Annotated in this window: 19 protein-coding genes; 7 read left to right on the top strand and 12 right to left on the bottom strand. The window is 68.8% G+C overall.

All coding sequences use genetic code 11. From position 1 onward, the window contains the following. Positions 1–52 precede the first annotated feature (52 nt). Complete coding sequence (locus tag ASC93_RS02845) at positions 53–988, top strand: SMP-30/gluconolactonase/LRE family protein (RefSeq protein WP_056436566.1); 936 nt, start codon at positions 53–55, stop codon at positions 986–988. Positions 989–994: 6 nt separating this feature from the next. Here the strand turns inward: ASC93_RS02845 and ASC93_RS02840 are convergent, their stop codons facing one another. Further along, entirely contained in the window at positions 995–2104 is a 1110-nt protein-coding gene (locus tag ASC93_RS02840; protein WP_056436952.1) for a Gfo/Idh/MocA family protein, read from the bottom strand. A 188-nt stretch (positions 2105–2292) separates the two neighbouring features. Here ASC93_RS02840 and ASC93_RS02835 point away from each other — a divergent pair, with 188 nt between their 5' ends. After that, the gene (locus tag ASC93_RS02835) at positions 2293–3900 is read left to right on the top strand and encodes a protease pro-enzyme activation domain-containing protein (RefSeq protein WP_056436564.1); all 1608 of its coding nucleotides are present in this window, start codon (positions 2293–2295) and stop codon (positions 3898–3900) included. A 12-nt stretch (positions 3901–3912) separates the two neighbouring features. On the opposite strand, the gene ASC93_RS02830 is transcribed toward ASC93_RS02835, so the two are convergent. Together ASC93_RS02830 and ASC93_RS02825 are read right to left on the bottom strand one after the other, a co-directional pair. Continuing rightward, positions 3913–4623 carry a LytTR family DNA-binding domain-containing protein gene (locus tag ASC93_RS02830; protein ID WP_056436560.1) on the bottom strand — a complete coding sequence of 237 codons (711 nt, stop codon included), beginning with the start codon at positions 4621–4623 and terminating at the stop codon, positions 3913–3915. Then, positions 4611–5690, bottom strand: a complete 1080-nt coding sequence (locus tag ASC93_RS02825) for a sensor histidine kinase (RefSeq protein WP_229412579.1) — start codon at positions 5688–5690, stop codon at positions 4611–4613. Before ASC93_RS02825 ends, ASC93_RS02830 begins: the two co-directional genes overlap by 13 nt. Before the next feature lie 90 nt (positions 5691–5780). Here ASC93_RS02825 and ASC93_RS02820 point away from each other — a divergent pair, with 90 nt between their 5' ends. Further along, positions 5781–6092: a hypothetical protein gene (locus ASC93_RS02820; RefSeq protein ID WP_056436552.1), complete on the top strand. Its 312-nt coding sequence runs from the start codon at positions 5781–5783 to the stop codon at positions 6090–6092. 3 nt (positions 6093–6095) lie between these two features. Here ASC93_RS02820 and ASC93_RS02815 read toward each other — a convergent pair whose 3' ends face one another. From ASC93_RS02815 to ribA, 4 genes are all read right to left on the bottom strand, one after another. Then, complete coding sequence (locus tag ASC93_RS02815; RefSeq protein ID WP_056436549.1) at positions 6096–6743, bottom strand: dihydrofolate reductase family protein; 648 nt, start codon at positions 6741–6743, stop codon at positions 6096–6098. A 69-nt stretch (positions 6744–6812) separates the two neighbouring features. Next, complete coding sequence (locus ASC93_RS02810) at positions 6813–7781, bottom strand: FHA domain-containing protein (protein ID WP_056436546.1); 969 nt, start codon at positions 7779–7781, stop codon at positions 6813–6815. Further along, positions 7778–9208 carry a serine protease gene (locus tag ASC93_RS02805; RefSeq protein WP_056436543.1) on the bottom strand — a complete coding sequence of 477 codons (1431 nt, stop codon included), beginning with the start codon at positions 9206–9208 and terminating at the stop codon, positions 7778–7780. Before ASC93_RS02805 ends, ASC93_RS02810 begins: the two co-directional genes overlap by 4 nt. Before the next feature lie 60 nt (positions 9209–9268). Further along, entirely contained in the window at positions 9269–9916 is a 648-nt protein-coding gene (gene ribA / locus ASC93_RS02800) for a GTP cyclohydrolase II (RefSeq protein WP_056436540.1), read from the bottom strand. Between the two features lie 273 nt (positions 9917–10189). Here ribA and ASC93_RS02795 point away from each other — a divergent pair, with 273 nt between their 5' ends. Beyond that, positions 10190–12475 (top strand): ATP-binding protein, encoded by a 2286-nt coding sequence (locus ASC93_RS02795; RefSeq protein WP_056436538.1) that lies wholly within the window; start codon positions 10190–10192, stop codon positions 12473–12475. Here the strand turns inward: ASC93_RS02795 and ASC93_RS02790 are convergent. Both ASC93_RS02790 and ASC93_RS02785 read right to left on the bottom strand, forming a co-directional pair. Further along, the gene (locus ASC93_RS02790) at positions 12448–14625 is read right to left on the bottom strand and encodes a bifunctional diguanylate cyclase/phosphodiesterase (RefSeq protein ID WP_056436535.1); all 2178 of its coding nucleotides are present in this window, start codon (positions 14623–14625) and stop codon (positions 12448–12450) included. The genes ASC93_RS02795 and ASC93_RS02790 overlap by 28 nt on opposite strands. A 69-nt stretch (positions 14626–14694) precedes the next feature. Further along, complete coding sequence (locus ASC93_RS02785) at positions 14695–16323, bottom strand: family 43 glycosylhydrolase (protein ID WP_056436532.1); 1629 nt, start codon at positions 16321–16323, stop codon at positions 14695–14697. A 197-nt stretch (positions 16324–16520) separates the two neighbouring features. Between ASC93_RS02785 and ASC93_RS02780 the strand changes: the two genes are divergently transcribed. Then, positions 16521–18581, top strand: a complete 2061-nt coding sequence (locus ASC93_RS02780) for a beta-galactosidase (RefSeq protein ID WP_229412578.1) — start codon at positions 16521–16523, stop codon at positions 18579–18581. A gap of 7 nt (positions 18582–18588) precedes the next feature. Here ASC93_RS02780 and ASC93_RS02775 read toward each other — a convergent pair whose 3' ends face one another. The 3 genes from ASC93_RS02775 to ASC93_RS02765 all read right to left on the bottom strand — a co-directional run bounded on the left by ASC93_RS02775 (position 18589) and on the right by ASC93_RS02765 (position 20070). Then, positions 18589–18969 (bottom strand): response regulator transcription factor, encoded by a 381-nt coding sequence (locus ASC93_RS02775; RefSeq protein WP_056436525.1) that lies wholly within the window; start codon positions 18967–18969, stop codon positions 18589–18591. Between the two features lie 76 nt (positions 18970–19045). Next, on the bottom strand, positions 19046–19747 hold the full coding sequence (locus tag ASC93_RS02770; protein ID WP_056436522.1) for a pirin family protein: 702 nt from the start codon (positions 19745–19747) through the stop codon (positions 19046–19048). 101 nt (positions 19748–19848) lie between these two features. Continuing rightward, entirely contained in the window at positions 19849–20070 is a 222-nt protein-coding gene (locus ASC93_RS02765; RefSeq protein WP_056436519.1) for a DUF3820 family protein, read from the bottom strand. Between the two features lie 61 nt (positions 20071–20131). Here ASC93_RS02765 and ASC93_RS02760 point away from each other — a divergent pair, with 61 nt between their 5' ends. Together ASC93_RS02760 and ASC93_RS29385 are read left to right on the top strand one after the other, a co-directional pair. Next, a complete protein-coding gene (locus ASC93_RS02760; protein WP_056436517.1) occupies positions 20132–20554 on the top strand; it encodes a DUF1810 domain-containing protein in 423 nt (140 codons plus the stop codon). 92 nt (positions 20555–20646) lie between these two features. After that, the coding region (locus ASC93_RS29385) for an NYN domain-containing protein (RefSeq protein ID WP_157201728.1) at positions 20647–21470 on the top strand (824 nt) is incomplete at its 3' end.

Here is a 21470-nt window from a genome sequence, read left to right as displayed (position 1 = left end):
GTCGGACAAGCGCTACAATGAATTTCTCCGATCATCGAACGAAAGGCATCCCATGCAGCTCCGCACCGTCCTCGCACTTTCCGGCCCCCTGCTGGCGCTCGCCTGCGCCGCCGGCGCCCACGCCGCGCCGGCCTGCGGCCCGGCGCCGTCCGGCGAACTGCGCGCCGAGCGCGTCGCGGCCGTGCGGCCGTCGCGCAGCGAGGCCGGCCTGTACGAGGGACCCGTGTGGATCAGGGACGCCCTGTATTTTTCCGATTTCAGCTTCGCGCCCGGCTTCCCGTCGCGCATCCGCAAGCTGGCGCTGGACGGCACCGTGAGCACGGTCGTCGAGGACAGCGGCAGCAATGGCCTGGCCGTCGATGCGCATGGCGACATCGTCGCGGCCACGCACAAGTACAAGGCCTTGTCGCGCTATGCGCTCGCGGACGGCAAGCGCACGACCATCGCCGGCAACTACAAAGGCCAGGTGTTCGATTCGCCGAACGACATCGCCATCGCCAGGGACGGCACGATCTATTTCACGGACCCGGATTTCCAGAAGGCGGCGGCACCCGGCGGCCAGCCCGTCACGGGCGTGTATCGGGTCGGCACGGACGGCAAGGTGACGCTCGTCGACGGCAGCCGGCCGAATCCGAACGGCGTCTCGCTGTCGCCCGCCGGCGACGTGCTGTACGTGAACGCGGGCGACGGCTTCCTGCGCGCCTACCCGATCGTGAATGGCGTGCCGGGGCAGGGGCGCGACATCGTGAAGGGACTCGACGTCCCGGACGGCATGGCCGTCGACTGCCACGGCAATCTCTACGTGAGCGAGCACCCGGCCAGGCGCGTGCGCGTGTTCTCGCCGGAGGGAAAAGAGCTGGCGACGATCCGCACGGACGCCAACGTGACGAACGCCGCGTTCGGCGGCGCCGACGGCAAGACGCTGTTCCTGACGGGCGCCGGCGCGATCTGGCGGATCCGGCTGGACGTCACCGGATCGCCGTATTGATGCCGTTCAGGCCTTGAGCACCACGCGCTTCTGCTCGCGCGCCGAGCGGTAGATCGCTTCGATGATGCGCAGGTCGCGCAAGCCTTCCTCGCCCGCGACGATCGGCTCGCGGTCCTGCAGCACGCATTGCGACATGTGGTCGAGCTGGCCGGCCCATTGCGTGGCGCCGGGGCCGGGCCGCGGGGTGATCTCGTTCTCGCGGCCGTTGCCCACCCACAGCCGGTTGCCGTGGTAGCCGGTGGCCGGTTCCATTTCGATGCGTCCCTTGTCGCCCATCAGCAGGATGTGGTTCTGGTTGGCGCTGTACATCGACATGCACGAGCCGACCACGCCGGACGGGAATTCGAGCTGGAAGCCGATCATGTCTTCCACTTCGCGAAAGCGCGGGTCCTTGCGGTCCGTCGTTTCCTGGGCGTAGACGGCGGTTGGCTCCTCGCCCGTCATGTAGCGCGCCGCGTTGAGGGCGTAGATGCCGATGTCCATCATCGACCCGCCGCCCGCCAGCGCCTTTTTCAGGCGCCACGCGTTCGGGTCGCGGAACGTGTAGCCGTGCTCGGAGCGGAAGTAGCGCAGCTTGCCGATCTCGCCCGCGCGCGCGCGGCGCACGGCTTCCAGGTTGTACGGCTCGAAGTGGCAACGGTAGCCGATCATGAGCTTCTTGCCGGCCTGGCGGCAGGCCGCGATCATCGCCTCGCATTCGGCCGACGACACGGCCATCGGCTTTTCGCACAGCACGTGCTTGCCGGCCTTGGCCGCGCGGATCGTGTACTCGGCGTGCATGCCCACGGGCAAGCAGACGTAGACGACGTCGATGTCGGGATTGTTGCGGATGTCGTCGTAGTTCTGGTAGTTATAGATGTTCTTTTCCGGGACGCCGTATTCCTGCGCCACGCGCTTCGCCTTGGCCGGGTCGCCGCTGACCAGGGCGACGAGGCGGCTGTTCTGGCAGTTCTTGAATTGCGGGATGATGATGCCCAGGCCGTACGAGCCGAGGCCGACGATCGCGTAGCCCAGTTTGCGATCGGGCGGGGCCGCCCATGCCATGTTGCCCACCGCACCCGCCGCCAGCGCGCCGCCGGCGGCAAGGATCAGATCACGCCGATTCCTGTCGATCATCATGTCTCCTTATTGATATGTTAGCGCTCACAGTCGCGCGATTATTTTAATACGAATGCAAGCTCGTGCGGTGATGTCATCGCACGTCAGCATTCGGAATTATCGCCAATCAATAAGCAGATCCGGCCCGCGCGCACACTGGCAGATGGTGCCCGGACCCGCCGGGCCGTCTTTCAACGAGGTGAATCATGGTCAAACTCCAGGGCAGCGTGCCCGCAACCATCGCCGACTTGCGGTCCCTCGGACCGGCACCGGCCAACGAACGCTTCGAGATCACCGTCCTCGTGCGCCGGCGTGCACCTCTGGCGGCGCATCCGCTCGATACGAAACCCGGCCAGCGCAACTACCTGACGCGCGCCGAGTTCGCCGCACGGCACGGCGCCAGCGACGCCGATCTCGATGCCGTCGCCGCCTTCGCGCAGCAGGCCGGCCTCGTCGTCGTCGAGCGCCGGCCGGCGGCGCGCAGCATCGTGTTGTCCGGCACGGCCGGCCAGGTCAGCGCCGCGTTCGGCACGACCATCGAGCACGTCGAGCACGCGGCCGGCATCTCGCGCCGCCGCACGGCGCCCGTGCACCTGCCGCCCGAGCTGGACGGCATCGTCGAAGGCGTGTTCGGCATCGAGGACGTGCCCATCGCGCGGCCGCATTTCAAGTTCTCGAAAGATTCGGCGCAGGCGGCGCAGCTGGCGTCGATGCCTTCCGGCGCGGCGCCGTCCGACGCGCAGGCGACGTCGGGCTACACCGGCGTCGACCTGGCGAAGCTGTACGACTTTCCGGCCGGCCTGGACGGCAGCGGCCAGTGCATCGCCATCGTCGAGCTGGGCGGCGGCTATCGCAGCAAGGATCTCAAGGCCTACTTCAAGAGCCTGAACCTGGCGACGCCCAGCGTGACGACCGTCTCCGTCGACGGCGGCAAGAACAGCCCGTCGCTGCCGTGGAGCGCGGATGCCGAGGTGATGCTCGACATCGAGGTCGCCGGCGCCGTCGCGCCCAAGGCGCACATCGCCGTGTATTTTGCGCCGAACAGCGAGCAGGGCTTCGTCGACGCGATCGCGGCCGCCGTCCACGACGACGTCCACAAGCCGTCCGTGATCTCGATCAGCTGGGGCGCGCCGGAATCGGAGTGGACCGAGCAGGGCCTCGCGGCGATGAACCAGGCGTTCGAGTCCGCGGCCGCGCTGGGCGTGACGGTGTGCTGCGCGGCGGGCGACGCCGGCAGCGGCGACCAAAACCCGGACAACGGCACGCCGGACGGCCTCGCGCATGCCGACTTCCCCGCGTCCAGCCCGTACGTGCTGGGTTGCGGCGGCACGCGCCTGACCGTCGGCGGCAGCACGATCGAGAGCGAAACCGTGTGGAACGACGATCCCACCAGCAGCGCCACGGGCGGCGGCGTCAGCGACGTGTTCGACCTGCCGGCCTGGCAGGCGGATGCGGGCGTGCCGGCGTCGGTCAATCCGGGCGGACGGGTCGGGCGCGGGGTGCCCGACGTGGCCGGCAATGCGTCGCCCGCGACGGGCTACCGGGTGCGCGTCGACTTCATGACGTACACGATCGGCGGCACGAGCGCCGTGTCGCCGCTGTGGGCGGGCCTCGTCGCGCTGCTGAACCAGAAGCTGGCGCAGCCGGTGGGCTGGCTCAATCCGCTGCTGTACGGTCCGCTGGCGGGCAGCGGCGCCATGCGCGACATCACGAGCGGCGACAACGGCGCTTATCCGGCCAAGGCCGGCTGGGATGCGTGCACGGGCTGGGGTGCGCCGGTCGGATCGAAGCTGCTGGCCGCGCTGGAAAGCTGAGCCGCGGCCGTCCTATAGCCGCGCCATCACGTCGGTGCGGTACTGGCGGCTGCACGGCACCCGTGCGCCGCCGCGCAGCTGCAATTCCCCGTCGCCCTTGTCCAGGGCGACGATCCGCTCGATCCAGCCCACCGCCACGGCTGCGCGCCGGTGGCAGCGCACGAAGCCGGCACCCAGCCGTTCGACGAGGCCGGCGAGGGTCTGGCGCAGCAGCGGAGCGCCTTCGGCCGTGTGCAGCACGACGTAGTTGTCGGCCGTCTCGATCCACTGGATGTCGGCGACGCGCACGATGCGCGTGACGCCGCGTTCGCTCACCAGCAATTGTTCCAGCGGCGCGGGCGGCAGGGCGGCCTGTCCGTCCTGCCGCGCCTGCAGTTTTTTTCGTAATCGGGCCAGCGCGCGGCCCAGGCGTTCGCCATCGTAGGGCTTGAGCAGGTAGTCGATGGCGTCGGCGTCGAATGCCTGGCACGCATAGCGCTCGTACGCCGTGACGAACACGACGAGCGGCGCCGGTTCCGGCAGCGAGGCGGCCAGTTCGATGCCGGACAGCTCGGGCATCTCGATGTCGAGCAGCAGCGCGTCCGGGCGGAAGGCGGCGATGCGCTCCAGCGCTTCGATGCCGTCGGCCGCTTCGTCGACGGCGGCAATGCCGTCCTGCTGCGCGAGCAGGTGGCGGAGCTTGGCGCGCGCGGGGCGCTCGTCGTCGACGATCAGGAGGCGCACGGCACTCTCAGCTCCGCGCGCACGCCGCCCTGCGGCCGCGCCGTGATGTCGAGCCGGCCCGCGTCGCCGTACAGCGCCTGGATGCGCGCGCGCAGGTTCGACAGGCCGATGCCGCCGGGCCGCTCCGACGCCGTCAGCTTGCCGGCATCGTCCTCGACGCCCAGCACCAGCGCGTTGCCGTCGCGGCGGGCGTAGACGTCGATATGGGTCTGGCCGCGGCGCCGTTCGACCGTGTGCTTGAACACGTTTTCCAGCAGCGGCTGCAGGCTCATCACCGGAACGTCGCGGTCGAGCAGCGTGTCGTCGACCTGCCAGGCGATGTCGACGCGGTCGGCGAAGCGCTCGGCCATCACGTCCGCGTAGCCGCGCGCGAGGCGCAGCTCGGTCGCGAGCGGCGCGGCGTGGCGGTCGCCGAGGGCCAGCGTTTCGCGCAGCACGTCGGCGAGCTGCGTCAGCGTGGCGTCGGCGCGCGCGGGGTCCGTCCAGATCAGCGCCGACACCGTGTTCAGCGCGTTGAACAGGAAGTGCGGCTGCATCTGCTGGCCCAGGCGTTGCAGCTGGGCCTGGCGCAGCAGGGTGTTCGACCGTTCCGCCCGCAGCCGCGCGTCGAGCAGGGCGCGGTACGACAGGACGCCGAAGCGGATCGCCATGAACAGCCAGAAGAAGATCGTGATCTTCATCGATTCGTACAGGAACAGCTGCGGCACGGGATCGTGGCGATACGTCTGGCCGACCAGCGCGTACACGGCGTCGCGGATGCCGAAGGCCAGGGGCACGAAGGCGATCCAGTACATCAGCAGCCAGCGCGCCTGGTGCGCGAACCAGCGCCGCGGCATGCCGAGCAGCGCCTCGTCCCCGTGCGACCAGCGCAGATGCACGAAGGCGAGCACGCTGATGACCAGCGCCGACGAGCCTTCCCACAGGAGCGGTTTCCAGATCGCATGGCTTTGCTCGTTGCGCATGAAGTCCTGCACGGCGACGAGCATCATCAGGATCCAGAACAGGACCCAGGCGGAGACGAAGACGGCATTGCGGCGCAGGAAGGTCATGCGGCGATGATCGGTCATCCTTGTGCGATTGTCAAAAGGCACGGCGGCGGCATCCGCGCCGCGCTTCTGCTAACGTCGAGCCGAAGCCACCAATCACAGGAGGAACTCATGGAACGTTTCCTGTTCGTGTACCACGGCACGCCCGGCCCCGATGCGGCCACGCGCCACGACCGGTCGCGCTGGTCCGCCTGGTTCGACGGACTCGGCTCGCGCGTCGTCGACCGCGGCAGCCTCACGCACAGCGCCGTCGAGGTGCCGCGCCGGCTGCTGGGGCCGAAGGAATCCGCCAGCTCGCTGTGCGGCTACTCCATCGTCGAGGCGACGGATTTCAACGAGGCCGTCGCGATCGGCGAGCGCTGTCCCATCTTCGACGAGGACGGGTCGGTCGAGATCGCGCGGCTGACGATCCCGCTCACCTGAGCGTCAGCCGCGGCTCAATACCACGTGCGTGGCCGCCCGGGTGGGCACGTGTTCGGTGCATTTGAAGCCGAGCGCGGGCAGGTCGATCCCGGCCAGCAGCGCCTCGCCGGCGCCCAGCAGCACGGGCGCGACGGCCAGGTGCATCTCGTTGACGAGCCCGGCCTGCAGGTACTGGCGGATGGTGGACACGCCGCCGCCCAGGCGCACATCCTTGCCGCCCGCGGCTTCCCGTGCGCGCCCGAGCGCGGCCTCGATGCCGTCGGTGACGAAGTAAAACGTCGTGCCGCCCTTCATCGCGAGCGGCGCGCGCGCGTGGTGCGTCAGGACGAACACGTCGCAGTGGTAGGGCGGTTCGTCGCCCCACCAGCCTTTCCACTCGTCGTCGGGCCACGGGCCGCGGACCGGGCCGAACATGTTGCGGCCCAGGATCCAGGCGCCGATGTTCTCGAAGCCGCGCGCGGCGAAGTCCTCGTCCGGGCCGTCGGTCCCCTTCGTTTCGTCGCCCAGCATGCGCTGGAAGGTGCGCGTGCCGCGGAACCACTGGTGCAGTTGGCCGCCACGTTCGCCCAGCGGGTTCTGCAAGCTCTGGTTCGGGCCGGCGCCGAAGCCGTCGAGGGACATGGAAAAGCAGTGGACTTTGAGTCTGGACATCTCGTCTCCTGGTGGGTGAAGGTCTGTTGATACGACGAACCGTGCGGCCGATTTCGACAATATGCCACATTAATTTTCGATCTCGTCGTCGCCCGGCTTGCGCCCCCGGCTGCGGTCGAGCGGCCCCTTCATCGCCTCCACCTCGCGCATGAACTCGTCCACGCCATGATCGGGACTCAGCCGGACGGCCGGCGGCATCAGCACCGGCATGTACAGTTCGTCCAACCAGCGTCCCGTGCGCTGCACGTTGCCGGCCAGGATCAGGCTGGAACAGAGCACGGCGAGGCCGGCGCAGATCCAGCGGTAGCGGACGCGGTTTTGCGGGCGGATCGTGCACAAGTGAAAATAAATCATCCCGGCCAGCAGCAGCGTCGCCACGTGCGACGCGTAATGCGTGAACCCTTCGGCCGAGAACGCGTAACCGAGCGTGCTGCCCAGCAGCGCATAGCCGGCGATGGCCGCCGCACCGCAGCCGGACACGAACAGGTGGCGCCCGAGGCGCGCGTGGCGGCCGAACAGGCGGTTCGCGAACGCCCACACGCCGCCCCACAGCAGCGCCGCGGCCAGGCCGCCCGCGAGCGCCTCGGCGTAGCGCGCCCACGCGAAATAGTCGGTGTCGCCGAGCCAGCGCGCCAGCAGCGCGACGGCACCGGCGAGCACCAGGCCGACGCTGCCCGGCAGCACGCCTTCCCAGCCGTGGAAGGTGCGGTCGAGGAGTTCCGGCGCGACCGGAAAGTCGGCCGCGCGCACCCGCAGCGGGGTGTGGCCGATGCGTACGACCGTGTCGCCGGACAGCGCGGCCTCGTGCAGGCGACGGCCAGCGACGACGATGCCGTTGCGGCTGCCGAGGTCGCGCAGCAGCAGGCGGCCGGCCGCATCCAGGTCGACGACGGCATGCGCGGCGGCCGCGTAGTCGTCGTCCAGGATCACGTCGTTGTCGTAGCCGCGCCCGATGCGGATGGGCAGGCCGGCCACGCACTGGCGCTGCAGCACGTCGCCGTTGCGGGCCAGCAGCTCGACGAACCAGGGCCCGTTCATCGGCGGCTGCGCCCGAGCGCGGACAGGAAGGCGCGCGTGGCGCGCAGGCCGTTGTCGTACGAGACGCCGGCCAGGTCGAGGCGGCTCTGCAGGCTGGCGTGCGGATCGTCCGTGCTGGCGGCCAGCAGGGTGAAGTTGTACAGGCCCGCGAACTTGCGGTAGGCGCGCACGCACGTCACCGCGCGCACGGGCAGGGTGGCCGTGTGCACGAACATCTCGGTGCAGGCCGGGCGCGTGAGGCGGGTGTCGCGGCCGGCGCCGATGCTGTCCACGCGGAAGCGGCTGCTGGCCAGCACGGCGAACTGCAGCGGATGCAGGGCGCTGGAGCGGAGCACCTGGTGCGTCATCGACACGTGGCCCGTCTGCTGGCTGTCCGACACATACACGGCCGCTTCCATCGCGCAACTGACGGCGTCGAGCGTGTACTCGGCCTCGGCGCGGAAGTTCGAGCGGCCCCAGCAGCGCAACTGCTGCGATTCGCGCACGGGCACCTGGTACGGCCCCATCGCGCGCATCGAGAGCGGTTCCGCCAGCAGGCGGTCGATCAGCGCGCGCTGGTGCGCCAGCAATTGCTGGCCGATGAGCGGGTTGAAATCCTTGGGCGGATGCGGCTGCTGTTCCGCCTTGCGCAGCAATTCCTGGGCATACCTGACGGGAACGAGGAAGCTGACCAGTTCGCCGTCGCGCCGCTTGGAGACGTTCACGCCCGCCACGACGCCCGCCGCCGTCACCGTGGGACCGCCGCTCATGCCCGAATTGATGGGCCCCGTGAAGATCAGCTGCTCATAAAAGCTGCGCGTGACGATGCCGTTGTACGCCCCTTCCGAGATGGCGAAGCCGAGGTCGAGCGGGTTGCCGAGCGAATACAGGTACTGGCCCTGCGCGAGTTTCACGGGCTTGTCCGGCACCTTGAAAAAACCCGTGCCGTCGCGGTCGACGCGCACCACGGCCAGGTCGTGCAGCACGTCGACGGCCAGCAGTTCGACGGGGCCGCTCTTGCCGTCGGTGTCGACGTATGCGCCGACGTAGACGTCCGGATCGAGGGCCATCTGCGACACGACGTGGTAATTGGTCAGCACGAGGTTGCCGGTCCCGACGAGGAAGCCGGAGCCGACGCTGGACTGGCTGCGGCCGTTCCTGAGCAGCATGCGGATCTGCAGCAGGTCGGCCCTGGCGGCGGAATACAGGGTTTGCGCGGCGCTGGACGGCGTGGGCAGCGCGGCCGTCTCGTCCGTCTCGCCCGGGCCGGGCGCGGGCGGCGTCGTGGCGGGCGGCGTGGCGGGCGGGATCACGAGGGGCGGCTGCGGCGCCGGTTTCGCGCGCTGGGCGGCGGTGCCGGCCTTGCCCGCGGCAACGGCAAGCGATGCGGCGGCGCCGAGGATGACGGCGGTGACGGCGAAGGCGCGGACGGCGGACGGGAAGCGCATGGCATCCTCGGGCTGGCAAGAGGTTGACACCATCTTGCCAGAACCGCGCGCGGCAGGCGCTTACGCTTCGCTGTCGAGCGCGGCTTCGGTGACCGGGTTCATCATGTGGCCCAGCTTGGCCTGCTTGGTGTTCAGGTAGTTGTCGTTGTAGACGTTGCGGTTGACGAGCAGCGGCACGCGCTCGGCGACCTTGATGCCCAGCTTGCCGAGGGCGTCGATCTTGCGCGGGTTGTTCGTCATCAGGCGCACGGATTCGATGCCGAACTGTTCCAGCATCGGCAGCACCAGTTCATAGTTGCGGGCGTCGGCGTGGAAGCCCAGCTGCAGGTTGGCTTCGACCGTGTCGGCCCCCGCTTCCTGCAGGCGGTAGGCGCGGATCTTGTTGACGAGGCCGATGCCGCGGCCTTCCTGGCGCAGGTACAGCAGGATGCCGCGGCCCTCGTCGGCGATGCGGCGCAGCGCCGATTCCAGCTGGGCGCCGCAGTCGCAGCGCTGCGAGAACATGACGTCGCCCGTCAGGCATTCCGAGTGGATGCGCGCCAGCGGGGCGTCGCCCGTCGCCAGGTCGCCCAGCGTCATCGCCAGATGCTCCTTGCCGGTCGCATGCTCCACGAACGCATGCAGGGTGAACTGCGCCCACGGGGTCGGCAGGCTGCACGACGTGACGTAGTCGACGAGGTTGGAAGGCGCGGGGGCATTGTCTTGCATGGCTTTTCCTGGTGCGATGGCGTAAAAACTGATCAAGTAACAGGCGAGTTTACCGGAAATCAAGTAACAGGCGAGTTTACCGGAAATCGGGCATGGCCGTGCGTTAGGCCTCGGCGCCGGCCCATTCGATATGGGTACTGCTGGTCGGAAATACAACAGCCTGGCCGAAAGGCGGCTCAATGTTCACTTGGAGCAACACTTTCCCCGCGCGGAATGTGACCTGTGCTAGGCTGGCACCAGCGTCCATACGACGCGCGTTCTTGTCCGTTTGCCATGCCGAATCCCCTGAAACTCTTGCGCCGCCTGCTGCCGCGCGCCCTTGGCGCCTGGCTTGCGCTGGCCTTCGTCGCGCTGTCCATCGTCCTCACGCTGGTCCTCACGTCCCTCATCGAACGCAAGTCGTCCGAGCAGGTCGAGACGAGCATCGGCCACGGCCTGGCCGAACTGGCCATGCAGACCTCGGACAAGCTGGAGCGCGGCATGTTCGAACGCTACCGCGAGGTCGGCCTGCTGGCCCGGCGGCCGCTGCTGGGCGCGGACCAGCCGCCCGCGCGCCGCCGCGCGACGCTGGACGGCATCCAGAAGAGCCTCGGCTACTACAGCTGGATCGGACTGGCCGGCCTGGACGGCAAGGTGCAGGTCGCGGCGCAGGGCGTGCTCGAAGGGGCGGACGTATCGCAGCGCCCCTGGTTCCGCAACGCGCAGCGCGGCGTCCACGCGGGCGACGTGCACGAGGCGATGCTGCTGGCGCGCTACCTGCCCAGGCAGAAGGAACCCTGGCGCTTCGTCGACGTCGCCTTCCCCTACGTCGACGAGCACGGCGTCACGCGCGGCGTGCTGGGCGCGCACCTGTCCTGGCAATGGGCGCGCGACGTCGAGCGCTCCGTGATGGCCGGGATCGCCGCCCGGCGCCAGGTCGAAGCCCTCATCGTCGATACCGACGGCAACGTGCTGCTCGGGCCGCACGACGTCGTCGGCACGCGCCTGACCCTGCCGAGCCTCAAGGCGGCGCACGCGCAGCACCGCGGCGGCTATGTCGTCGAGACGTGGCCGGACGGCCGCGCCTACCTGGTCGGCTACCAGCTCGGCCACGGCTACGGCGACTACCCGGGCCTGGGCTGGACCGTGCTGGTGCGCCAGAACGCGGACGACGCGTTCGCGCCCGTGCGCCGCCTGCGCGAATACGGCCTGGCCAGCGGCGTGCTGCTGGCCCTGCTGTTCTCGCTGGCCGGCGTGATGCTGGCGCGCCGCATCACGCGGCCGCTGGGCGATCTCGCCGATGCCGCGCAACGGATCCGGGCCGGCGAAACCGTCCGCATCGAAGTGAGGCGGGGCGGCTATGCCGAGGTGCGCGCCCTGGGCACGACCCTGAACGCGCTGGTGGCGAACCTGGTGCGCCGGCGGCGCGCGCTGGAGGAGTTGAATGCGACCCTCGAACAGCGCGTCGCGCGCCGCACGCACGAGCTGGAACAGGCGCTGGCCAGCGTGCGCACCAACGAGCAGCGCATCGCCACCATCATCGAGACGGCGCACGATGCCTTCATCGGGATCGACATGCGCGGCCGCATCTGCGACTGGAACTCCGCGGCCGAACGGATGCTCGGCTGGTCGCGCGACGAAGCCCTCGGCCGCGCCGCGTCGGACCTCGTGATCCCGGAACGCTTCCGCGCCCGTGTGCGCGCGCTGCTCGCCGATTTCCGCGCGACGGGCACGCTGGAGCTCCTGGGCCGGCGCGTCGAACGCTTGCTGCTGACGCGCGACGGCATCGAGATCCCCGTCGAGCTGACCCTGGGCCTGGCGGGCACCGGCGACGACCTGTTCTTTTCCGCCTTCGTGCATGACATCTCGGCGCGCAAGGAGGTCGAGCGCATGAAGGACGAATTCGTGGCGACCGTGTCGCACGAGCTGCGCACGCCGCTGACGGCGATCTCGGCGTCGCTGGCGCTGCTGGCGGACGGCATGGCGGGCGAGCTGCCGCCCGACGCGCAAGGCCTCGTCGACGTCGCCAACGCCAGTTCGGAGCGGCTCGTGCGCCTGGTCGGCGACGTGCTCGACATCCAGAAGATGGACGCCGGCGGCATGGCGTTCGAACGGGCGGTGCAGCCGCTGCTGCCGCTGGCGGAAGACGCCGTCGCGGCGATGCAGAGCTTCGCGGCCCGCTCCGGGATCGCGTTGTCGTGCGTGGCCACGCCCGGCGCCGAAGGGGCGCGGGTGGACGTCGACGGCGACCGTCTGGCCCAGGTGCTGACCAATCTGCTGTCGAACGCGATCAAGTTTTCCGGGCCCGGATCGACGGTGCGCGCGCGGGTCGAGGCGCGCGGCGATAGCGCGCGGCTGGCCGTGGCCGACGAGGGCACGGGCATTCCGGAAGCGTTCCGCGAGCGCGTGTTCCAGCGCTTCGCCCAGGCCGACGGCGCCGATTCGCGCCGCCGCGGCGGCACCGGCCTCGGGCTCTCGATCTGCCGGACGATCGTCGAGGAGCTGGGCGGCAGCATCTGGTTCGACAGTGCCGAGGGCATCGGCACCACGTTCTACGTCGAGCTGCCGCTCGCCGCCTGATACGCGCCCGCGTTCGGGCGGCCGTAGTGGCGCTCGAATTCGTCCAGCGCCACCGGCCGCCCGAGCAGGTAGCCCTGCATCACGTCGCAGCCGTGCGCCGTCAGGAACGCCTGTTGCGCATCCAGTTCCACGCCCTCGGCGATCGTCGCCAGGTGGAGCTTGCGCGCCAGCGCGATGATGGCTTCGACGATCGACGACGCGTTCGGATCGTTGTCGACGTCCTGCACGAACGAGCGGTCGATCTTGAGCGCCGCGAGCGGAAACCGCGCCAGGTACGCCAGCGACGAATAGCCGGTGCCGAAATCGTCCAGCGCGAAGTGCACGCCCAGCCCGCGCAACTGCTGCATGCGCTCGACCAGGTCGGCCGGGTTGCGCGCGAACACGCTCTCCGTCAGTTCGAGCGTGAGGCGGTCGGCGGGGGCGCCGGTCGCGGCCAGCAAGGTGGCGACGGCGTGCGGGAAATCGGGGTCGCGCAGCTGGTGCACGCTGATGTTCACGGCCAGCTTCAGCGCGCGCAGGCACGGCGCGCGGGCCCAGCGCGCCAGCGCGTGGCAGCCCTGTTCCAGCACGTCCATGCCGAGTGCCGCGATCAGGCCGCCCGATTCGGCGGCGCCGATGAATTCGCCGGGCGCGACCAGGTCGTTCGCGCCGCGCTGCCAGCGCACGAGCGCCTCGCCGCCCACCAGGCTGCCGTCATGCCCGAACTGCGGCTGGCAGTACAGCACGAACTGGCGGTCCGCGATGCCCGTGCGCAGCGCGGCCGCCAGCGCGGCCTGGCGGTCGACCGCCGCCTGCATGCCGGGATCGAAGAAGCGCAGCGTGTTGCGGCCTTCTTCCTTGGCGCGGTACATCGCGAGGTCGGCCTGGCGCAGCAGGGCGTCGATGCTGGTGGGGGCGCCGTCGAACAGCGTGGCCCCGATGCTCGGGCTGCTGGCGCACTGGCGCCCGGCCAGCTCGAACGGCTCGGCCAGCACGTCCAGCAGCTTGCGGCCCACGGCATGGACCTCGGTCGTCGCCTCGGCCGGCGACTGGCCGAGGTTTTCCAGCACGATCACGAATTCGTCGCCGCCCAGGCGCGCCAGGTGGTCGCCTTCGCGCAGCGTCCGGCGCAGCCGCCGCGCCACCTCGCGCAGCAGCAGGTCGCCCACGTCGTGGCCCATCGTGTCGTTCAGCAGCTTGAAATTGTCGAGGTCGAGGAACAGCAGGGCGCCGTGGCGGCCGGCGCGGCCGTTGCGCGCGAGAATCTGGCCCAGCTCGTCGAGCAGGAAGCGCCGGTTCGGCAGGCCCGTGAGCTGGTCGAAGTACGCCAGCTCGTGGATGCGGTGCTCGACCTGCTTGCGCTCCGTGAGGTCGGTGTTGGTGCCGGACAGGCGCACGGCCTTGCCGGCGCCGTCGCGCAGGATGAAGCCGCGGCTCAGGATCGGGACGTAGTGGCCGTCGTGGTGGCGCAGGCGCAGTTCCATGCTGTAGGCCTGGCGCGGCCCGGGCAGCAGTTCGTCGAGCAAGGCGAGCACCCGCAGCCGGTCCTCGGGGTGGGTGAGGCGCACCCACGCGTCCACGTCGGCCTGCTGTTCGTCCGGCACGTAGCCGAGCATCTCCCACCAGCGCGCCGAATAATAGATTTCGCCGGTGGCGAGGTCCCAGTCCCACGGCGCGTCGGTCGAACCCTGCAGCGCGAGGCGCATGCGCTCCTCGGACTTGTGCAGGGACTGTTCGGCGTACTTGAGGGCCGTGCAGTCCGTGAAGCAGACGACGATGCTGCGCACGTCGCCGCGCTCGTCGCGTTCCGGATACGCGTTGCAGATCGCCCAACGCACGTCGCCCTCGTCGGGACGGGGCACGCCGACGACGAGGTCCGACACCTTGGCCCCCGTGCGCAGCACCGCGTTCGCGGGATATTCCGCCGGCGGCATGCGGGTGCCGTCGGCGCGCACGAAATGCCACGCCGCGTCGCCGCCCTGCGTACCCTGCAGCTGATGGTCGCTGCGCCCGAGCAGCGCCAGTGCCTGGCGATTGGCGGCCACGACCCGGCCGGCCGCATCGTGCATCACGACGCCGGCCGGCAGGTGGGCAAGCAGTTCGTCGAAGCGGCGCTGGGCGTCGTCCAGGACGGCGCCGGCGGCGTTGATGCATGGCGGGTTCGCGTGCATGTAGACTTTTGGTTACGATCTCCCCGCATGCTAGCAGTTCCCGAACGGCCGTGGCGCGCGCTCAGGCGGTCATGTCGCCGCCAGTGCACGGTAGCGGAAATCGCGCAGCCGCACGGTGCCGGCGCCTGCCGCGTACACGCCCACTTTCAGGCTCAGGAAGCCGCCGAACACGTTGTGGTGGATCCCCGACACTTCCATGCGCGTGCCGTGCAGCGTCCATGTCCTGCCGCCGTCGAACGAGTAGTGGAACGTGATGACGTTGTCAGCGTTGGTCAGGCGCACGCGCACGCTGGAGATGGCTTGCGGCCGGCGCGCCCACGGCTGTTCCTCGGCGTACTGCCAGGTCTTGACGGTGTCGGGCGTGAAGCCGAGGCCGACGAACGCTTTCGGGTTGTAGAACAGCAGCAGGCCGCCTTCGGCCGCGCCGACGAGATCGAGCGTGATCTCGGCCTCGTACGACCGGTCGCCGACGCCGCACGTGAGCGGGGCGCTGTCGGCGGGCGACGTGCCCTTGCCCCTGATTTCCAGGCCGCCGCCGGCAAAGCGCACGCGCGTCATTTCATCCGGCGCCGGGTCGTGGAACGCCCACTGCACGCCGAAGCGGTCCCTGGTGAAATCGTCGGACAGCGCGAATCCGCTCGGTCCCGCCTTGCCGCCGCGCGGCTTGGGCAATGCCTTCGATAAATCGCCGCCTTTGGCGCGGAACCAGCCGTCGGCCGTCCACTCCATCGGCTCCAGCAAGGTCTGGCGGCCCAGCGTGCGGAAGCCGTTCTCGTAGCCGTGGTAGACCATCCACCAGTCGCCGCCCGGGCCCTCGACGAGCGACGCGTGGCCGCGCGACCACCACGGCTCCGCGGTGCCCGTGGTGCGCACGAGCGGATTGTGCGGGCAGTGTTCCCACGGCCCGTGGATCGATTTCGAGCGGGCCGCGATCACCATGTGCCCAGTCACCGGACCGGCCGTGCCGCCCACCGCCGTGATCAGGTAGAAGTAGTCGCCGTGGCGCAGCAGCTTGGGGCCTTCGGGCGCGAAGTTCTCGACGACCCAGTCGTCCGGATAGCGCCACGGCTGGTACGCGGGTTCGACGGGGCCGGCCGCCGCCAGGCCGTCGTCGGCGAGGCGCACGCGGCGGATGCCGTTGACGAACAGGTAGCGCTTGCCGTCCTCGCCGACGACGTGGCCGGGGTCGATGCAGCCGGAGATATTGAGGTCGACCGGATCGCTCCACGGTCCCTCGATATGGTCGGCCCAGATGGCGTAGATCGACCACGCGTTGCCGTCCGGCGCGGCCGGGATGTAGATGAAGTAGCGGCCGTCGTGCTTGCACAGGTCGAGCGCCCAGATGGTGCCCAGCGGTTTTTTCAGGGCGGGGCCCACCGGCGCCCAGTTCACGAGATCGGTGGAATGCCAGATCACGATGCCCGGATACGAAAAGAAGGACGAGAAGGTCATGTAATAGTCCTTGCCGTCCTTGAGGATCGTCGGGTCCGGGTGGTCGCCGGCGATGATCGGATTGATGTACGTGCCGTCGCCGCGGTCGGCCTTGCGCTGGCCTTCGATGCCGCGGCCCCAGCGCGGGGCGGCGGGCGGGCAGGCGGCGGCCGTCGGCGCGGCGGCGGCCGGGGCGATGGGAAGGGATGCGGCGCCGGCGCCGGCCAGCAGGGTCTTGAACGCGGTGCGGCGGGATTGGTTGGTCAAGCGGGTCTCCAGTGTCGTGCGTGATGGGCGATTCCAAGCGTATATGAAAACGATTTCACGAGCAAGGCGAAGGGGCGTGTCCACGGGCGCCGCATGGTGAATTTCATGGGCGGCGCTGGCGGTTTTCGTAATTGCGGTGCGGAGCGGCCCCTCTCATCATGCACAATAATTGCCGCTCATATATCCGTGACGATTCCGTGAACCTCTCGCACATCGCCGCCGCCTGCACGCTGGCACTCGCGGCGCTCGCTCCTGCCGTTTCCCGGGCGCAAAGCGCCGATGGCCATCCCGGGTGGCCCGGCGCCGGCCAGCTTTTCGTCGGCACCAATTACCAGCCCTTCGACCGCACGCGCGCGCAGATCGAGCACGACATCCAGCGCATGAAGCAGGCCGGCTTCAAGGTCGTGCGCATGGGCGACCTGTCGTGGGATTCGTTCGAACCCGCCGACGGCAAGTTCGACTTCAGCCTGTTCGACTGGATCATGGACCGGATGCAGGCCGCCGGCCTGAAGGTCCTCATGGACATCCCGGGCCAGCCCGCGCCGATCTGGCTGCACAAGAAGTACCCGGGCGTGGACATCGTCGACCAGCACGGCGTGCGCCTCGATCCGGCCGAACGCTATATGGACGACACCAGCGATCCCGATTACCGGCGGCTGCTGGTGCGCCTGGCGGACACGATGACCCGGCGCTACGCGAAGCATCCGGCGCTGTTCGCCATCGGCTACAACAACGAGAGCGGCAACGGCATGGTGTCGTACTCGGAGGCCGACCGCCAGCGCTTCATCGCCTGGCTCAAGCACAAGTACGGCACCGTGGCGGCGCTGAACGAGGCCTGGGCCACGCAGCGCTGGTCGCGCCGCCTCGACAGCTGGGACGAGGTGCGCCTGCCGTACATCGAAGGCGTCGGCCCCTACGAGCGCTACCTCGACATGCGCCGCTTCTGGTCGGAGCAGACCATCCAGGTGCTCGAACTGCTCGAGGCGGTGCGCGCGAAGAACGTGCCGGACAAGCCGGCCATCTCGAACCTGTGGGACAGCGCCGGGCGCAAGGGCTTCGATTACCTGGCCACCTACCGCCATTACGTGAGCTACGGCGCGATGGGTTTCTACCCGGGCGATCCGCTCGGCGCCGCGTTCGAGTCGACGATGATGCGCGCCGGGATGAACGCGCCGATCTGGTTCAACGAGTTCACCGCCGGCGGCCCCGGCTACTACGGCACGCCCGGCCGCTCGCGCATGTGGGCGTACTTCGGCCTGCTGGTGGGCGCGCAGGCGGTGATGCCGTGGACCTGGCACAGCCACCACGGCGGCGAGGAACAGGCGCTGTTCGGCCTGATCGACCACGACGACCGCGCCTCGTGGAAGCTCGACGAATTCGCGACGATCGCCAAGGAATTCGCCACACTGGAAAAACTGGGCTTCCCGCGCCTGCAGCAGCCGAAGGTGGCCATCGCCTACGCGTTCGACAACATGATCGCCACCAACCTGCCCAGGGAGGGCGTGAACAACACGGTGCGGCCCTACATCAACCCGGGCTCCATGAAGCAGGCGCACGGCGCGTACGAGCCGCTGTTCAAGGACAACATCGACGTGGCCGTGATCCACGTCGGCCACGAAGACCTGGGCCGCTACAAGCTGGTGATCGTGCCGGGCCTGTACCTGCTCGACGCGGTGTCGCGGGCCAACCTGCGCAAATTCGTCGCGGACGGCGGCACGGTGATCATGACCGCGCAGTCGGACAAGGTGAACGACGACAACCAGTGGTTCGACACGCCGCTGCCCGGCGGCCTGACCGACGTATTCGGCCTGCGCACCAATGCGTTCTACAGCGCCGGCGCGCTGCAGACCACGATCGGCGGCGTCGGCATCGAGGCCGACCTCGGCCCCTACGAGGTGCTGGAGCCGTCCACCGCCGAGGTGCTGGCGCGCTTTGCGAACGTCGACGGCAAGGTGCCCGCCATCACGGTCAACCGCTTCGGCAAGGGGCGCGCGATCTACGTCGCCACGGCCGCGCAGCCACAGATCATGGGACCGTTGTACCGCCAGCTGTACGCGAGCCTGGGGCTCGCGCCGGGGCCGAAGACGCCCGACGGGGTCTATGCGCGCGTCGTCGACGGCCGTACGCTCTACGTCAACACCACCGCGGAACCCCGCGACGTGGCGCTCGACGGCACGATGAACGGCGTGCTCTCCGGCAAGCGCTGGTCGGGCGTGCTGCGCCTGGAACCGTTGGGCGTCGATCTGCTCGAGAAGTGACCTGCCGTCAGGAAACGACGAGGTAGCGGCGCAGGCGCGCGAGCAATTCCTGCGGCTGGAACGGCTTGATGATGAAATCGTTGGCGCCGGCGTCGAGGGCGCGCACGGTGTCGCGTTCCGTGTTCTTGGCGGTCAGCATGAGCACGGGGACGCCTTCCCAGCCGGCCTGCGCGCGGATCAGGCCGATGATCTCGAACCCGTCCACGTAGGGCAGCATCACGTCCAGCAGCACGAGATCCGGCGCCGGCTGCGACACGACGTGCTGCACGGCCGCGCAGCCGTCCGCCACGTGGATCACGCGATACCCCTGGCGCTCGAGCATGAAGCCGAGCACGTGGGCGATGTGGACGTCATCCTCGACGACGAGGACGCTGGGTTGTGCACGCATGCCGGCAAGCCCGTGAGTTGCTTTTGGGCTTCATTATATCGAGGCGATCCGGCATGCGACGCGCGGTTGTTGCCGGTCAGGCGGGCAGGTCGAAGAACAGCAGTTCCGCCGCCTCGGCCTTGTCGAACACGACGCGTTCCTCGCCGCCGATCTTGAGCGCGTCGCCATCCTTCAGCGGCACGCCGTTGACGCTGACGTCGCCGCGGATCACGTGCACATACGCCAGCCGTTCACGGTCGAGCGCGTGTTCGACGGTGTCGCCTTCGTCCAGGATGGCGGCGTAGATCGATGCGTCCTGGTGGATCAGCACGGATTCCTGGCGGCCGTCGCGCGAGGCGATCAGGCGCAGCTTGCCCTTCTTGCTGTCCGGCGAGAAATGCTTTTCCTCGTAGCTGGGCGGGATGCCTGTCGTGTCCGGCTGGATCCAGATCTGCAGGAAGTGCACGGGTGCCGTCTTCGAACCGTTGAACTCGCTGTGGCGCACGCCGCTGCCGGCGCTCATGCGCTGCACGTCGCCGTAGTGCAGGACGGAGCCGGTGCCCATGCTGTCCTTGTGCTCCAGCGCGCCGTCCAGCACGTAGGAGATGATCTCCATGTCGCGGTGGCCGTGCGTGCCGAAACCGGCGCCGGGCGCGACGCGGTCTTCGTTGATCACGAGCAGCGGGCCGAAGCCGCTGTGGCGCGGGTCGTAGTAATCGGCGAACGAAAAGCTGTGTTTCGACCTCAGCCAGCCGTGGTCGGCGGCGCCCCGTTCTTCGCTCCTGCGGACTTCCATCATGATGTGCTCCTTGTTGTTTGCCTGTCGATGGAAGCCAGTATAGGGACGCCGGGCGGCAATGAAAAACGAGTAGTTTTACGGCCTGGGATCGAAAAAATCGATCATCGCATCGGGCGGCCCCGCAGCGGGTCCAGCAGGCTGCGCAGATTGTTATGGTCGAGCTCGTACATGAGGGCCAGCAACTCGCCCAGTTCGCCCTTCGGAAAGCCTTCGCGGGCGAACCAGCCCAGGTAGTGGCCGGGCAGTTCGGCGATCGTGCGGCCCTTGTACTTGCCGTAGGGCATTTCGCGGGTGAGGAGGAGCGTGAGGTGTTCGGGTTTCATCGTGGCGCCACTTTAGCAAATCCCGCGATCGGCGTAGCATGCGCCGGAGAGGAGAGAGACCATGGCATCCGACTTCAACCTGGAACGCTTCATCGAAGCGCAGAACGGCGTCTACGACACGGCACTGGCCGAGCTGCGCGCCGGCCACAAGCGCACCCACTGGATGTGGTTCATCTTCCCCCAGGTCGAGGGCCTGGGGCACAGCGCGATGGCGCAGCGCTACGCCATCCGTTCCGCCGACGAGGCCGCCGCCTACCTCGCGCATCCCGTGCTGGGCCCGCGCCTGCGCGCCTGCGCGACGGCCGTGGCGGGCCATCACGACCGCGGCGTCGACGAGATCTTCGGCCACCCCGACAACCTGAAATTCCAGTCGTCGATGACCCTGTTCGCCGACATTGCGCCCCATGAAGCGATCTTCCAGGCCTGCCTCGACCAGTTCTTCGACGGCCGCGCCGACCCGGCCACGCTCGAGCGGCTGGGCTGAGCGTTTTCGCGCCGGACGCGTCCGCGGCGGCGTTGTCAACGTTGTTGCGTATAATCGCTGGTCAGCTTGTCCACAACCACACAACAACACACATGGCTTCATCTTCAGACAATATCAGCATGGCGGTGTTCTGCGACTTCGAAAACGTCGCGCTCGGCGTGCGCGATGCGAATTACGAGAAGTTCGACATCAAGCCCGTCCTCGAACGCCTGCTGCTCAAGGGCAGCATCGTGGTCAAGAAATCCTATTGCGACTGGGATCGCTACAAGGGCTTCAAGGCGACGATGCATGAAGCGAACTTCGAACTGATCGAAATCCCCCACGTGCGCCAGTCCGGCAAGAATTCGGCGGACATCCGCATGGTCGTGGACGCGCTCGACCTGTGCTACACGAAGTCGCACGTGAACACCTTCGTCATCGTGTCGGGCGACTCGGACTTTTCGCCGCTCGTCTCCAAGCTGCGCGAGAATGCGAAGCGGGTGATCGGCGTGGGCGTGAAGCAGTCGACGTCCGACCTGCTGGTCGCGAACTGCGACGAATTCATCTTCTACGACGACCTCGTACGCGAGCAGCGCCGCGCCGCCGCCAAGCGCGACGAGCGCAAGGCCCAGCCCGCGCCGGGCCGCCGTCCGTCCGACGAGAACAACCGCAAGCGCGAAGAGATGGAAGCGCGCAAGCTGCAGGCGCTGGAGATGGTCGTCGAGACCTTCGACGCGCTCGTCTCCGAACGGGGCGACACGGGCAAGATCTGGGCGTCGCTGCTGAAGGACACGCTGAAGCGCCGCCGCCCGGATTTCTCCGAGACCTATTACGGCTTCCGTACCTTCGGCAACCTGCTGGAAGAGGCGCAGACGCGCGGCCTGTTCGAATTCGGCCGCGACGAAAAATCCGGCACCTATGTCTACCGCGGCGCGAA

The sequence above is a fragment of the Massilia sp. Root335 genome, from assembly GCF_001425685.1.
In the GTDB taxonomy this organism is placed as follows: domain Bacteria; phylum Pseudomonadota; class Gammaproteobacteria; order Burkholderiales; family Burkholderiaceae_D; genus Telluria; species Telluria luteola.
Note: the sequence above shows the minus strand (reverse complement) of the source record. Positions and strands in the feature narration are given on the sequence as shown.

Coding starts and splice junctions, on each gene's coding strand:
- ASC93_RS02790 (WP_056436535.1), bottom strand. CDS start 14,625: ATGCACGCGAACCCGCCATGCATCAACGCCGCCGGCGCCGTCCTGGAC.
- ribA (WP_056436540.1), bottom strand. CDS start 9,916: ATGCAAGACAATGCCCCCGCGCCTTCCAACCTCGTCGACTACGTCACG.
- ASC93_RS02775 (WP_056436525.1), bottom strand. CDS start 18,969: ATGCGTGCACAACCCAGCGTCCTCGTCGTCGAGGATGACGTCCACATC.
- ASC93_RS02805 (WP_056436543.1), bottom strand. CDS start 9,208: ATGCGCTTCCCGTCCGCCGTCCGCGCCTTCGCCGTCACCGCCGTCATC.
- ASC93_RS02810 (WP_056436546.1), bottom strand. CDS start 7,781: ATGAACGGGCCCTGGTTCGTCGAGCTGCTGGCCCGCAACGGCGACGTG.
- ASC93_RS02840 (WP_056436952.1), bottom strand. CDS start 2,104: ATGATCGACAGGAATCGGCGTGATCTGATCCTTGCCGCCGGCGGCGCG.
- ASC93_RS02820 (WP_056436552.1), top strand. CDS start 5,781: ATGGAACGTTTCCTGTTCGTGTACCACGGCACGCCCGGCCCCGATGCG.
- ASC93_RS02845 (WP_056436566.1), top strand. CDS start 53: ATGCAGCTCCGCACCGTCCTCGCACTTTCCGGCCCCCTGCTGGCGCTC.
- ASC93_RS02835 (WP_056436564.1), top strand. CDS start 2,293: ATGGTCAAACTCCAGGGCAGCGTGCCCGCAACCATCGCCGACTTGCGG.
- ASC93_RS02815 (WP_056436549.1), bottom strand. CDS start 6,743: ATGTCCAGACTCAAAGTCCACTGCTTTTCCATGTCCCTCGACGGCTTC.
- ASC93_RS02760 (WP_056436517.1), top strand. CDS start 20,132: ATGGCATCCGACTTCAACCTGGAACGCTTCATCGAAGCGCAGAACGGC.
- ASC93_RS02825 (WP_229412579.1), bottom strand. CDS start 5,690: ATGACCGATCATCGCCGCATGACCTTCCTGCGCCGCAATGCCGTCTTC.
- ASC93_RS02765 (WP_056436519.1), bottom strand. CDS start 20,070: ATGAAACCCGAACACCTCACGCTCCTCCTCACCCGCGAAATGCCCTAC.
- ASC93_RS02770 (WP_056436522.1), bottom strand. CDS start 19,747: ATGATGGAAGTCCGCAGGAGCGAAGAACGGGGCGCCGCCGACCACGGC.
- ASC93_RS02795 (WP_056436538.1), top strand. CDS start 10,190: ATGCCGAATCCCCTGAAACTCTTGCGCCGCCTGCTGCCGCGCGCCCTT.